Genomic DNA, 12,527 nt, shown 5'->3' with positions numbered 1-12,527 from the left:
CTATTCAACGGCATCCATCGAACGCGCAGCCCAGGCTGCGCGTTCTTCATTCTGGATGCCGCCGAGCCTGTTGGGCTATGATGATGCGACAGGCCCGCCGTTCCTCGGCAATCCAGCACTACACAGTGCGATGCGGCTTTCTCTCCCAACGCTCCTATGTCGCTCCTAGCCGACAACGCCGCTCTTCTTCTAAGCGGCCCCGAAAGGAGCTAACCTACTGTCCCATATACGGTTTCAAGTCCTTCTTGATTTGCGCGAAAGAATTGACACCGGCACTTTTTTGCCGGGTCGGTTTCAAAGCCCATGCGTTGATGCATCATTGCTGTTACCCACGGCTTGATCATGTCCAATACCGTTATCTGCGCCTGGGTGAAGCGCAGGTTGCTGCCAAATGACATGCACAACGTTCTGTCGGCATCGAGCCGTACGTTGTATTGCGCCTCATCGACCGAGATGTACTGCGCAAAATATTGTTGGTAGTACTCGGTTTCCCGGAAGTGTTCCGGCGCAATATCGAGCAGATGGAAGAACCCGCTCTGCGGGTTTTCTCGATCAGCGATATAGAACGGGTCCAGCAGATACAGGCCTTTCACATAGCGATGAATAAAAGCGTCGATTTCTTCGCTGTCGGCCACCTCGGGCAGGCTGATCACACGTACTGCGTGGTCGCCGAAAACCAGCACCACCCAATTGTCTATCTGCACATATTCATTCAGTACCCGAATCAACGAACTCCAGAACTCCGGGCGATTGAGCTGCATGATCAGTTTTCCAACCGATCGGTGCCAAGCCAGGCTATGAAGGTCAAGCGACATGTTCTACCCCTTTAGGGTTAGGGCTTTGCAGGCCAGAGCTAAGTACTTGTAGGTATTTACTATTCGTCGAGGCTCGGTATATTCACCCCGAGCTTACGATAGCCATGAAGGCGCGTCGTGTGGACAGGGATAGTCATATGAGTCGAGCACACTTGCGAGCTATTTTTTTAGCTTCGTTTATGGGCGCTGTAATCAGCACGCCCGCAGCCGCCGCTGAAAATTCGGTGTATCTGTATAACTGGTTCGGGTTTCTTGAGCCGCAGACGCCCAAGCAATTCCAGCAGGAGAGCGGCATCAAGCTGCATATGGATGCCTTCGACAGCGCCGAAACCATGCAAAGCAAGGTCATGGCTGGGCGCACCGGTTATGACCTGGTGGTGGCCACCTCCAATGTATTGCCCGGCTTGATCAAGGCCGGGGTGTTGCAACCATTGGATCGTGCGCAGTTGAGTAATCTGTCGCACATCGACCCTGACATCCTGGCCCTGCTGGCGGTCAATGACCCCGGTAACCGCTACGCCGTGCCCTATGTCTGGGGCACCACCGGCATTGGCTACGACGTGGATAAGGTCAAAGCGGCACTCGGTGATGACGCGCCGGTGGACAGCTGGGACCTGATCTTCAAAGAAGAAAGCATCAGCAAGCTCAAGTCTTGTGGCGTGGCCATGCTCGACTCCCCCAGCGAGATCATTTCCATTGCCTTGCACTATCTGGGGCTGCCCAGTAACAGCACCGATCCAGAGGATTACCAGAAGGCCCAGGCGCTGTTGTTGAAAATCCGTCCCTATGTACTCTATTTCGACTCGTCGAGAATCGACACCGACCTGGCAGACGGCAATATCTGTGCGGTCGTCGGCTGGGCCAATGGTGCCCTGGCGGCGCAGGCGATTAATGAAAAGTCCAACAGTGGCCGCAAGATTGCCTACAGCCTGCCGCGCGAAGGCGCCTTGGTCTGGTCTGAAAACTGGGTGTTGCTCAAGGACGCTCGCCACCCCAAGGCCGCTCTGGAATTCATCAACTACATGCTGCGGCCACAGGTGATAGCCAAGACCTCCAACTACATGCTCTATCCCAACGCCAACAAAGATGCCACGAAGTTTGTCGAGCAGAAGTTGCGGGATAACCCTTGGATCTATCCCGATAAAAAGACCATGGCGACATTGGTTCCGCTTGAGCCCTTGCCGCTGAAGGCCGAGCGTATTCGCACGCGGGTCTGGACCAAGGTTAAAAGCGGTACGTGATGGGGATGGGGCCGGGGAGGGAGACAGCATGCGCCAGGGCGGTGATCAGCGCTACTTAGAGTCAGACGACTACAAGGCCTACAAAGAAATTGAAGAGCAGATCGGCTTGTGTACGCCAGAACAGGCCTGGGCCATGTATTACGTTTCGACGGGCATGGTGCGGGAAAACATTACCCTGGCGGTGATGGAGCACATTGGCCGGGGCAATCGTGCCTTGTTGCTTGAGTTTCCCGACCTGGTGCGAGTTGCCGGGCGTGACGCTGAGCCGGGTGCGCTCGCTTCCAACTGGCCTTTGCTGCGCAGGCGTCGTCGATAACTCTGCTGGGTGTACCTCTCGACGGGCGATACGCAGCATCGATACGAAGCTGAACCCGTGACGGTCCGACAGTCGACGCCTATCTCCCTGACACACCACGATCAAACTGTGGGAGCTGGCTTGCCTGCGATGACGGCCTGCCAGCCGACGCCTATCTCTCTGACACCCCGCGATCAAACTGTGGGAGCGGGCTTGCTCGCGAAGGCGGCCTGACAGTCAACACAGTTGGACCGGGTACATATCCGTTATTTAGGTAACGGCCACTTAGGGTTCCGCCCTGACGGCGGCTCACTTTTGAAAAGCCGGAATGCCGGCCCAGTCAAAAGTAAGCAAAACGCTCTTGCCCCACCACTTGGCACCTCGCTTAGGCTCGGTGTGCCCGAACGCAGGCTTGAATCCGTGGGCCGCCGCCACGCGCCATCCATGGCGCGGGGCGGCTAACCCGGCGTCCTGCCGGGTTACCCACGAATTCAAGCCTGCGTTCGGCCAGCGTGGTTTAACGGGGCGCCTAAGATCAAAAGCAGATCAAGAGCGGCTCGCTTCGCATCGTGGTTACCGTCGGGTACTTCGGCTTATAGAGTTGTATCGATACTTATCCCTATGGGGAGGTGCAGCTCAGTTGTAGGTTATTATTGTGAGGCTTGTAGGGAAAGTCTGCATTTTTTGTAGGGTCGATGCCTTTTCGCCCTGTGTTCTCTACTCTGGCCACCCATTCTCCCTGCCCACTTCAGAGAACTGACCGGATGCTTCAACTCGATTTTTATTCAACCCTCGTTGCCGCTTCACTGGTGCTATTGCTGGGACGCGGGCTTGTGGCCCGTATCGGCTTTTTGCGTACTTACAATATTCCTGAACCGGTAGCCGGTGGCCTGCTGGTCGCCATGCTGCTCCTGGCGTTGCGCGGGTTTGCCGATATCGAAGTACGCTTCGATCCTTCATTGCAAACCCCGTTGATGCTGGCGTTCTTTGCCACGATCGGTTTGAACGCCGACTTTGCCAGCCTGAAGAAAGGCGGGCGTATCCTGGCGGTGTTTCTGCTGGTGGTAACGGGCTTGCTGGTGGTGCAAAACGCCATGGGTATCGCGCTGGCGTCGGCGCTCGGGCTTGACCCATTGATGGGCTTGCTGGCGGGTTCGGTGACCTTGTCCGGTGGGCATGGCACCGGTGCGGCCTGGGGGGCGGTGTTCAGTGAGCAGTATGGCGTGGCTTCGGCGTCTGAATTGGCGATTGCCTCGGCAACTTTTGGCCTGGTGCTCGGTGGCCTGATCGGCGGGCCTGTGGCGCGTTTTCTGATCAAGCGGGTCGAGGTGCCAGGTATTGGGCAACCGCAATCGAGCCTGGCCAAGGGGTTTGAACAGCCGAATGAAGAGCGCCTGATCACGGCGTTTTCGTTTATCGAGACCTTGGCACTGGTCGCGATCAGCCTACAGGGCGGCAACCTGTTGAATGCCGCCATCCAAGGCACCGCTTTCGAATTGCCGACGTTCGTCTGTGTACTGTTCGTGGGTGTGGTGCTGCGCAATGGGCTGTCGATGCTCGGCTGGCATCAGGTGTTCGAGCGCGAAGTCTCGGTGCTGGGCAATGTCAGTTTGTCGTTGTTCCTGGCGATGGCGCTGATGTCACTCAAGCTCTGGGACCTGGCGGCACTGGCTTTGCCGATCGTCATTCTGCTGGCCGCACAGGCATTGCTGATGGCGTTGTTCGCGATTTTCGTGACGTTCCGGGTGATGGGCCGCAACTATGATGCGGCGGTACTGGCGGCGGGCCATTGCGGCTTCGGGCTTGGCGCTACGCCCACGGCGATTGCGAATATGCAGGCGGTGACGCAGCGCTTCGGGCCTTCGCAGATCGCGTTTCTGGTGGTGCCGATGGTGGGCGCGTTCTTCATCGATATCGCTAACGCCGTGGTGATCAAGTTGTACCTGGCGCTGCCGTTCCTGGGCACTGCTGGCTGATATTGCACACTTCCTCGTCACGGGCCTGATGACGCGCGCTAGCGTTGCCGCCACAGCCCGTGACGCAGTCTCGCTGGACGTGCTGCTGGCCGTCGATGCCTCGGCAGCTCGCGCCGTTACCCGGACGTTGATCCGAACCTGACCCTTCCCACCTCAATCAGTGCGCCATACATCTTTCCAATACGCTGCCGGGCTCGGCGCCATCTTCATTCTTGGGACATTTCATACAACAACTAAGGCGTTTATACCGGTTGTTTGTCTCGACGCTGACACAAGATGAGCTGCCGCATTCGGCTCATGGAAACGTCAACACACCCGCGTCGGATTGCCCCTTGAATGAAGTGTGTTGTTTTGTGTTCAAACCGTATTGGAATAATAAAATGCAAATATCCAAGTCTGTTCCCGTATTGCTACTGGCCACTTCTGCCATTTACATGTCGCAGGCGATTGCTGCGCCGGCGGACGAGGAGGGGTACTACGGGGTTGCTCGGGTGATCAGCGCCGAGCGCAAAGCCCGCAATATGGATTCCAGTGCCCGCCCCGGTATTGGTTCGTTCGTGCCCGGCGACGACAGCCAGAAGGATATGACCGGGTCCATCGGAGTCGGCTATCGCTTCGGTAATGGCTGGCGCGTGGAGGGCGAACTGACCCTCCCGCAAAGCGACACATTCACCAGTGGTTCGACTGCTTTCCCTACCAGTCTCAATCAGCACCACATCGACTCCAGGCGCGTGATGCTCAACGCCTATCGCGACTTTCGAATCACCGAGAAGGTAGCGATTTATGGTTCGGCCGGGCTGGGTCTTGCCCGCCTTGAGTCGAAAGGATGGCAGGGCAATGAGTCTCGCCAGTATGGGGCCTCGACCCAGACCAACCTGGCGTGGTCGGTCGGTGCAGGCGTCGCTTATGACGTTACCGATCGCCTGGCCCTGGACCTCGGCTATCGCTACGTTGATATGGGCGATACCGAAAGTGGCTGGAACAACTTTGCCAATGCCCGAGGCCTGCAAGATGAAAAAATGAAGGCCAACCTGGTCTCCAGCGAATTCTCGTTGGGCATGCGCTGGGCGTTCTAACACGCTCCCTCGCCGCAGGCTTTGGCCAAACGCAAAGTGGCCTCGCGGATCTCGTCCTGATTGAGTGACGCGAAGCCCAGGCGCAGAGCATTCTGCGGTTGGTCCAGCGGCGAAAACTGGCGGCCGCTGCGCACCACCAAACCGTGGTCCACAGCGGTTGCCACCATCCGATCAACGTTTATTCCCTCCTCGAAACGCACCCACAATGCCAGGCCGCCTTCGGGCTCGCGCAGCTGGATACGCTCACCCAAGGCTTCATGCAGGCAGTTTTGCAAGGTCTCTCGCCGGGCCCGGTATTCTTTCGATACACGGCGCAGGTGCTTCTTCAGCTCACCGTCATTGATCAGGTCGGCCAGCATCCTCTGCGCGACAGCGTCGGCATCGCCCAACATCAGCGCCGCGTTGCGATGCAGCACCTCAATCACTTGGGCGGGAGCCACCACATAGCTGCAGCGAAACGTCGAGCCCAGCGTCTTGGATAACGAGCCTATATAAATCACATGGCGCTGAGAGCGTTCACTGGCCAGCGGCAGGTAAGGGCGGCCGTTGAAGTGAAACTCATGGTCGTAGTCCTCTTCGATAATGCAGAAGTCATGCTGCGCGGCCAGCGCCAGCAAGTGCTGCCGGCGTGCGGCATGCAGGCTCACGGTGGTGGGGAACTGGTGATGGGGCGTGAGGTAGATCATGCGCACGTTGTGCTCACGGCATAAGCGCTCGACCTGATCGGTGCGGCAACCTTCATCGTCGATGTCGACCGTGACCAACTGCGCGCCGAGCTTGCGGAAAATTTCCCACGCAGGTGGGTAGCTCAGGCGCTCCACCAATACCACGTCGCCGGGCTTGAGCAGCAGGCTGGCGCTCAGGTACAGGGACATCTGGGTGCCCTGGGTCAGGCAGATATTTTCAGCAGTGACCGTCAGCCCACGGTTGTTGCGCAGCATCTCGGCCAAGGCGCAGCGCAAGTGATAGCCGGTGCCTTCGCTGCCGTAGCGCACGGTATTGGAGGCGAAACTGTTGCGCAGTGCGTGGCGATAGTAACGGTGCAAAACGGCCTGGGGCAGCAGGCGGTGGTCGCTGGTGCCGTTGTCGAAAAACAGCGCATCGCGCCGACGCTGGAGTGCGACCACTTGGGCGTTATGGGTGAAATACGGCACCCGTGGTTGCTCCAGCAACGGCGGCGCGAAAGACGGTTGTGTGACGCTGGGCAGTTGTTTGGGTGTCAGTTGCGCATTGACGAAGGTGCCACGGCGCGGCTCGCTGACCAGCCAGCCCTTGGTCATGGCTTCTTCGTAGGCCAGGATCACCGTCTTGCGGTTGACGTTGAGCAACTGCGCCATTTCCCGCGTGCCTGGCAGCAATGTCCCAGGTGGCAGACGGCCTTCGAGGATGGCATTGACCAAGCCTTCGGCAATCTTGCGGTAGGACGCCTGGCTGGTGGTTTCTTCAAGCCGCAGCAAGGGGCGCCATTTGCGCATCTGGACCATCTGAAGTATCCAAATCTGGAGGTTTTAATGGGCCTAGTCTAGCGCAACAATCAGGCCTCACTTAGCCCGAGGTTGTTATGAATACACGTCATGTCATCGAACTGTCGCCCTCGGGGAAAACCTTTGAGGCGGGCGACGAATTGTTGCTCGACGCCATGCTCGCCAGTGGCCTGGCCGTGCCGTTCTCCTGTCGGCGTGGTGCCTGCGGTTCGTGCAAGGTGGTGGTGGCCGAAGGTGAGTACCGGGCCAAGCGCCTGGCACCGGGTGCGCCGGTACCTTCTTATCCTTTGGCAGCCAATGAAATGTTGTTATGCCAGAGCCACGCCTGTGGCGACATGCGCCTGCATATTCCCGGCTGGTCGCTGGATACGCCCGCGCTGGTAGTGGCGGCGCAGGTTCACAGCAAGCGTGCGCTGGGCCCCGATGTGATCGAGTTGGTATTGATGCCAGACACGCCCGTGATGGTGCGGGCCGGCCAATACCTCAAGTTTTGCCTGGCGGACGGTGACACACGTTGCTTCTCGATTGCCAACCTGCCCGACGAGGACGATGGGCGGTTGGTCTTCCAGATTCGCCGGGTGAGTGGTGGATACTTTTCCGAGGGTATCCTGGGTGGTCTCGCCGTGGGTGAGCGTCTGCACGTGGAAGGGCCTTTTGGTGCCTGCACCTGGCAGGACGATGATGCGGCGCCTGTGGTGTTATTCGCCACGGGCACTGGTTATGCGGGCATCAAGCCTATCCTGCTGACCGCGCTCAAGCGCGATGTCGACGTGACGTTGTATTGGGGGGGCGCGCAATCGGCGGATTTTTATGACAGCGCCTTTCTCGACGACTTGATGGTTGAGTATCCGCGTTTTCGCTGGCATCCCGTGCGGTCCTCCGAGGGCAGAGTGCAAGAGGTTGCAATGAGTCATGGGCATCAGTGGGAACAGGCCCAGGTCTATGCGTGCGGCAACGCTGCAATGCTCGGCCAGGTGCGGGCCCATTGCCTTGAAGCGGGGTTGCCGAGCCACCGGTTTATCGCAGAGGCGTTTGTCGCCAGTGGTCGGTCAGGCGCTGAAACAGGCTCGCTGTTGTTTGACCCGGTCTGGGAGAAAGTCGGCCCGCGCTATTCCCTGGATGGCATGCTGGCAGCGCGGGAAAAATCCATGCGTGCCCTGGCGGCGATTGCCAGCCAGTTGAAAGTTGGCATGACTACCGGTGAGGCCCTTGAGATGGCTGCGAGGCAACTGCAGGCCATGGGCGCTTCGCACACCTGGCATCCGACCTACATTCGTTTTGGCGCTGACACCGTTCGCCCACCGCGCGAGGGCATAGATCGCCAACGCAGGCTGCGGGCTGATGACATTGCCGTGGTCGATCTTGGCCCGGTATGGGATGGCTACGAAGGGGACTATGGCGATACGTTTGTGTTTGGCGATGGGCCTTTGCATCAGGCCTGTACAACGGCCTTGCATGAAGTCTTCGATGAAACACGCCAAGCGTGGCTGCGTGGCCTGACCGGGCGTGAACTCTACGACTTTGCCGAGCAGAGTGCCCTGTCCAAAGGCTGGAGACTGGCACGCAACCTGGCAGGGCACCGCCTTGCAGATTTCCCCCATGCATTGTTCGAGAGCAAAGAGTTGGCTGACCTGGAGATCTCGCCCAGTGAAATGGCCTGGGTATTGGAAATCCAGCTGTGCCATCCCACCGAGCCGGTCGGTGGGTTCTTTGAGGATATGCTGATGATGCAAGGCTGAATTGCGCATACACCGCCGATCCCCTGTGGGAGCTGTCGAGCTTTAGCGAGGCTGCGAAAGCGGTGGTTCAGGCGCTGAAGATTCTGCCCGTGCCGCCGCCATCGCAGCCTCGCTGGGGCTTCAACTGGGTCAGAGCTTCGGCAACTGCCCGACGCGGCCCATCATTTCGGTGACGATCTGCAGGTCCAGCAAGAACTGCTCAACCGTCTTGAACTCACTGTCAGTGTGCCCGGTGTACTTCTCTTCCGGGCGCGCCAGGCCAAATTGCACGCCGTTGGGCAGGTCATGCACGGAGGTTGCGCCGGCTGAGGTGCCGAATTTGTGTGCCATCCCCAGGTTTTCCGTGGCCACCGCCAACAAGGCCTTGACCCATTCACCTTCCGGGTTGCGGTACATCGGGGTGTCGAGCGAGTAAGTGAAGCTCACGTTGACCTTGGCGTTCTTGTCCCAGGCGTTCAGCTTCTGCTCGATCTGCGCCTTGAGCGCTTCCGGGGTTTTACCTTTCGGCGCGCGCAGGTTCACGGCCAGTTTGAAAGCTTTGTCATCCTGCCCCACAAACGTCAGCGAGGTGGTCAGCGGGCCCATGAAATCATCCGCGTAGCCCACGCCCAATTTGCCACCCAGGTAATCCAGGCCCCAGTTGTCGGCGGCATACCGCGCAGCATCGGTGATGTGGTTGTGCTTGAGGGCGACCTTGCCATCGAGGCTGTGGATCAGCTCCAGCATGCGTGCCACCGGGTTGACTCCGGTTTCGGGCTCGGAGGAGTGCGCGGACACGCCGGTCACCGTAAGTTTGACGTCCTTGCCATCGACCTTGGCCGTCACCTGAAAATTGCCACCGTTGCGCTTGGCATAGTCGGCACCGGCCTGTTGCAGGCTGGCGGCCAGTTCGGCGGGTGCATCGCTGACCAGCGTGGCCACCGAGGCCGATGGGATCTGGTTGTTCGCCTTGCCGCCGGTCATCGCGATGATCTCTGCGCCTTTGCCTTCGCCTTTGCGCACCGGGAAGGTGGCCATGACCGTCCCCGAGCCTTTCTCGGCGATCACCACCGGGTAGCCGCCATCCAGCGCCAGGTTGTATTGCGGCACGGGATTGCGCTCGAAATAGTAAGGAATAGCCTCACCGGAAGTTTCTTCGGTGGTGTCCACCAGCAGCTTGAACGTGCGCGCCAGTGGCAGCTTTTCTTCCTTGATCACCTTCATCGCGTACATCGTCACCACGATGCCGTTCTTGTCATCCTCGGTACCGCGGCCATACATGCGGTCGCCGATCAGCGTGACCTTGAACGGGTCGAGTTTGGTACCGTCTTGCAGCACCCAGTTTTCCGGGGTAACGGGCACCACATCGGCGTGGGCATGCACACCCACGACTTCATCACCGCTGCCTTCCAGGGAGATTTCGTACACGCGGTTATCGACGTTACGGAAGTTCAGGTTGAAGGACTTGGCCAGGGCCTCGATCTTCGCGGCGATCTTGAGGAATTCCGGGTTTTTGTACTGTGGCAGACCGTCTACGTTGAACGTAGGGATCTCCACCAGTTCACGCAGGGTTTCGAGCGCGGCTTTGCCGTATTTCACGCGGGTGTAAATGCCCAGCAGGCGATTGATCTCGTTCTGCTGCTCGGCGCTCAGGGTTTTGTTGCCCAGAAACGCGTTGATAGCCGGGCCAGTGTCAGCGGTTTTACCCAGTTCGCCCTTAGCCAGGGTGCCGAGGAAGCTGCGGAAATCGGTGACCGAGGTCTCGCTGAAGTGCTTCAGGATTGCCGTGCTTTGGTCTGCAGTGATGTTAGCGGATGCAGGCGTGGCGATTGCCGAAAGGCTCGCGGCGAACAAGGTGGCAGCCACCAGTTTTTTCAATGGAAAGTGCATGGTTAAAGGCATTCCTTTGCAGGTAGTGAGTAGGAGGTTTCTGACGGAAGAGTCAGAAACATTTCCACACACTACCATTACTCAGGTGCCCAAGGTCAATGCTGGCCAGGGTGGGGCGCGGGATACTCCTCCGTCACGCTCAAGGCTCTAGCGTAAGGCCCATCCCACAATTGTTGATGCAGTTGGCCTACGCGCTTGGCCATCGCCTCACTGCGCATCACCACCTCCAGATTGCGCGAATTATCCAGGTAACCACCCAACCAGTTGCTGGTGCCAACCCACGCCACCTGGCCGTCGATCTCCATGGTTTTACTGTGGATCACCCGCGCATAAGGGATAAAGCCTTGCTTGGCTTCGGGCAGGGTGACGATCTTGATTTCGACATTGGGCAGCACCGCCAGGCTCTTGAGATAGGGCAGCTCCAGTGGGTCGGTATTCCAGTTGGACACCATCAACTTGATCGACACGCCACGGGCAGCGGCGGCGCGCACGGCGTTGTCGATCACCGCGTAGTACGGTCGGGTTCGATCCGGTCCGTAGGACAGCGGCGCGTAGTCGAGCAATTGCACGCGCACCTCTTTTTGGGCTTCGCCCAGCAGGCGCGGCAGTTCCAGCTGTGAGTCACCCACGCCGGGCGGGTTGTAGCGTTGCGGGCTGGCCACCAGGTAGTTGCCGGTACGTGCAGGTGCCTGGCCGTTGGCGGGTAGCGGCACCGGTTGTTTACCCGCCAGCGCGGCCTGGGCTTGCCAGTCTTGCTCGAAGATCGCCTGCACTTGGCCCACCACCGTTTCGTCAGTGATCCGCAGCCCGGTTTCGTGGATATGTTCCAAGGCGCGCCAGTCGAAATTCTGACTGCCGACAAACGCTTGCTTGCCATCCACCAGCAGGTACTTGGCGTGGATGATGCCGCCGCTCAGTTGCCCATAGGGCAGCACGCGCAAGGTCAGATTGGGAATGGCGCGCAAGCGTTCCAGGGTGCCGGCATCCGACAGCTTGATGCCTTTTTCTTCGAGCAGGAAACGAATCTTCACGCCGCGTTTGCCGGCGGCTTCCAGGCGTTCCAGCACCGTGTTCATCACCGAACCGGGGTGATCCGCGGCGTAGAACTGGCCGATATCAATGCGGCTTTTGGCGCCGTCGAACAGCTCGATCCATACCGGGCCGGGCTGGCGTAAATCGTCGGTGCCCAGGGCGGTGTCCACGGGTACGGTGTGCACCAGTTCAAAACCCGGAATGGAAAAGTCCGCCTGGGCCAGCGGACTGAGGAGCAAGCCGGTCAGGCCGGCGATACGCAACTTTATCGAAAGGGACATAAGCGTCTCATCGCACCAAAGGAAAAGGCGAGCGCCCAAGGCGCCCGCCCTGCAGGTCAGGCTGTGCGGCTGTGCAGCGGGGTGGGCACGCGATGGGGCACTTCATCCTGTGCGCGGGCGCCGGTGGCGGCGCGGATCAGCAGGATCTTCAACTGGTCGTTGATACGCTCCAGGCTGTCCTGGAAGAAGTTGTGGAACACCACGCAGAACAGCGCGATGGCGATACCTAATCCCGTGGCAAACAAGGCCGTCCCGATACCACCGGAAATCTGCCCTGGGTCCGACACGCCTGCGGTGGCCAGTGCCTTGAAGGTGTCGATGATGCCGAGAATGGTACCCAGCAGGCCCAGCAGCGGGGCGGCGGTGGTGATGGTCTCGATGATCCACAGGCTGCGGGCCAGTGGGGCGCGGGTCTTCAGGTACTGGGTGTCGATTTCGTCGTCCAGGTCCTTGCGCGAACCGTGAGTCGCCTTTTGGGCCAGCACCGGCAAGATCATGTTCAGCGGCAGGCTGTCGCGACGGGTCAGGTTCTCCGGCAAGTCACGCTCGCTGTGCACGTTGGTGCCCAGGGCATCGATCAACGCGCGAGCCTGGCGGCGCACGTAGGCAAAGTAGATACCGCGTTCGATGGCGATGAAGATCGCAATGGCCATCGCCGCGTACATCACATAGAAGGTGACGTCGTGGAGCAGGTTCATATCCATGATGGTGTTCCTCTT

The 12,527-nt window shown here is 59.2% G+C and carries 9 protein-coding genes and 1 pseudogene; 5 read left to right on the top strand and 5 right to left on the bottom strand.

What is annotated here, in order from left to right:
• Positions 1–278: 278 nt before the first annotated feature.
• Positions 279–815, bottom strand: a pseudogene (locus PSH76_RS17595) (helix-turn-helix transcriptional regulator); the annotation flags it as partial.
• Between the two features lie 137 nt (positions 816–952).
• Here PSH76_RS17595 and PSH76_RS17590 point away from each other — a divergent pair.
• The 4 genes from PSH76_RS17590 (at position 953) to PSH76_RS17570 (ending at position 5,403) form a co-directional block, all read left to right on the top strand.
• Complete coding sequence (locus PSH76_RS17590) at positions 953–2,056, top strand: polyamine ABC transporter substrate-binding protein (protein WP_305492683.1); 1,104 nt, start codon at positions 953–955, stop codon at positions 2,054–2,056.
• Between the two features lie 28 nt (positions 2,057–2,084).
• Positions 2,085–2,372: a hypothetical protein gene (locus tag PSH76_RS17585; protein ID WP_032892595.1), complete on the top strand. Its 288-nt coding sequence runs from the start codon at positions 2,085–2,087 to the stop codon at positions 2,370–2,372.
• 743 nt (positions 2,373–3,115) lie between these two features.
• Positions 3,116–4,327, top strand: a complete 1,212-nt coding sequence (gltS, locus tag PSH76_RS17580; protein WP_003190086.1) for a sodium/glutamate symporter — start codon at positions 3,116–3,118, stop codon at positions 4,325–4,327.
• 341 nt (positions 4,328–4,668) lie between these two features.
• The gene (locus PSH76_RS17570; RefSeq protein WP_305494474.1) at positions 4,669–5,403 is read left to right on the top strand and encodes an outer membrane protein; all 735 of its coding nucleotides are present in this window, start codon (positions 4,669–4,671) and stop codon (positions 5,401–5,403) included.
• Here PSH76_RS17570 and PSH76_RS17565 read toward each other — a convergent pair.
• Positions 5,400–6,887, bottom strand: a complete 1,488-nt coding sequence (locus PSH76_RS17565; protein WP_305492682.1) for a PLP-dependent aminotransferase family protein — start codon at positions 6,885–6,887, stop codon at positions 5,400–5,402. The two genes, PSH76_RS17570 and PSH76_RS17565, sit on opposite strands and share 4 nt — an antisense overlap.
• 77 nt (positions 6,888–6,964) lie before the next feature.
• Between PSH76_RS17565 and PSH76_RS17560 the strand changes: the two genes are divergently transcribed.
• Complete coding sequence (locus PSH76_RS17560) at positions 6,965–8,626, top strand: M24 family metallopeptidase (RefSeq protein WP_138763412.1); 1,662 nt, start codon at positions 6,965–6,967, stop codon at positions 8,624–8,626.
• A gap of 129 nt (positions 8,627–8,755) precedes the next feature.
• Here the strand turns inward: PSH76_RS17560 and PSH76_RS17555 are convergent, their stop codons facing one another.
• The 3 genes from PSH76_RS17555 to PSH76_RS17545 form a co-directional block, all read right to left on the bottom strand.
• Positions 8,756–10,495: a dipeptidase gene (locus PSH76_RS17555; RefSeq protein WP_098952200.1), complete on the bottom strand. Its 1,740-nt coding sequence runs from the start codon at positions 10,493–10,495 to the stop codon at positions 8,756–8,758.
• Positions 10,496–10,590: 95 nt separating this feature from the next.
• On the bottom strand, positions 10,591–11,808 hold the full coding sequence (locus PSH76_RS17550) for a phospholipase D-like domain-containing protein (RefSeq protein ID WP_305492681.1): 1,218 nt from the start codon (positions 11,806–11,808) through the stop codon (positions 10,591–10,593).
• 56 nt (positions 11,809–11,864) lie between these two features.
• Complete coding sequence (locus tag PSH76_RS17545; protein WP_032892588.1) at positions 11,865–12,512, bottom strand: MotA/TolQ/ExbB proton channel family protein; 648 nt, start codon at positions 12,510–12,512, stop codon at positions 11,865–11,867.
• Between the last annotated feature and the right edge of the window lie 15 nt (positions 12,513–12,527).

This window comes from Pseudomonas sp. FP215 (assembly GCF_030687795.1).
In the GTDB taxonomy this organism is placed as follows: Bacteria; Pseudomonadota; Gammaproteobacteria; order Pseudomonadales; family Pseudomonadaceae; genus Aquipseudomonas; species Aquipseudomonas salmasensis.
The sequence above is the reverse complement of the archived record's forward strand: the minus strand, read 5'-3'. Positions and strand labels throughout refer to the sequence as shown.

Excerpts from the sequence above, each read along its gene's own strand:
- PSH76_RS17590 (WP_305492683.1), top strand. The coding sequence starts at position 953 with ATGAGTCGAGCACACTTGCGAGCTATTTTTTTAGCTTCGTTTATGGGC.
- PSH76_RS17585 (WP_032892595.1), top strand. The coding sequence starts at position 2,085 with ATGCGCCAGGGCGGTGATCAGCGCTACTTAGAGTCAGACGACTACAAG.
- gltS (WP_003190086.1), top strand. The coding sequence starts at position 3,116 with ATGCTTCAACTCGATTTTTATTCAACCCTCGTTGCCGCTTCACTGGTG.
- PSH76_RS17565 (WP_305492682.1), bottom strand. The coding sequence starts at position 6,887 with ATGGTCCAGATGCGCAAATGGCGCCCCTTGCTGCGGCTTGAAGAAACC.
- PSH76_RS17560 (WP_138763412.1), top strand. The coding sequence starts at position 6,965 with ATGAATACACGTCATGTCATCGAACTGTCGCCCTCGGGGAAAACCTTT.
- PSH76_RS17555 (WP_098952200.1), bottom strand. The coding sequence starts at position 10,495 with ATGCACTTTCCATTGAAAAAACTGGTGGCTGCCACCTTGTTCGCCGCG.
- PSH76_RS17550 (WP_305492681.1), bottom strand. The coding sequence starts at position 11,808 with ATGTCCCTTTCGATAAAGTTGCGTATCGCCGGCCTGACCGGCTTGCTC.
- PSH76_RS17545 (WP_032892588.1), bottom strand. The coding sequence starts at position 12,512 with ATGGATATGAACCTGCTCCACGACGTCACCTTCTATGTGATGTACGCG.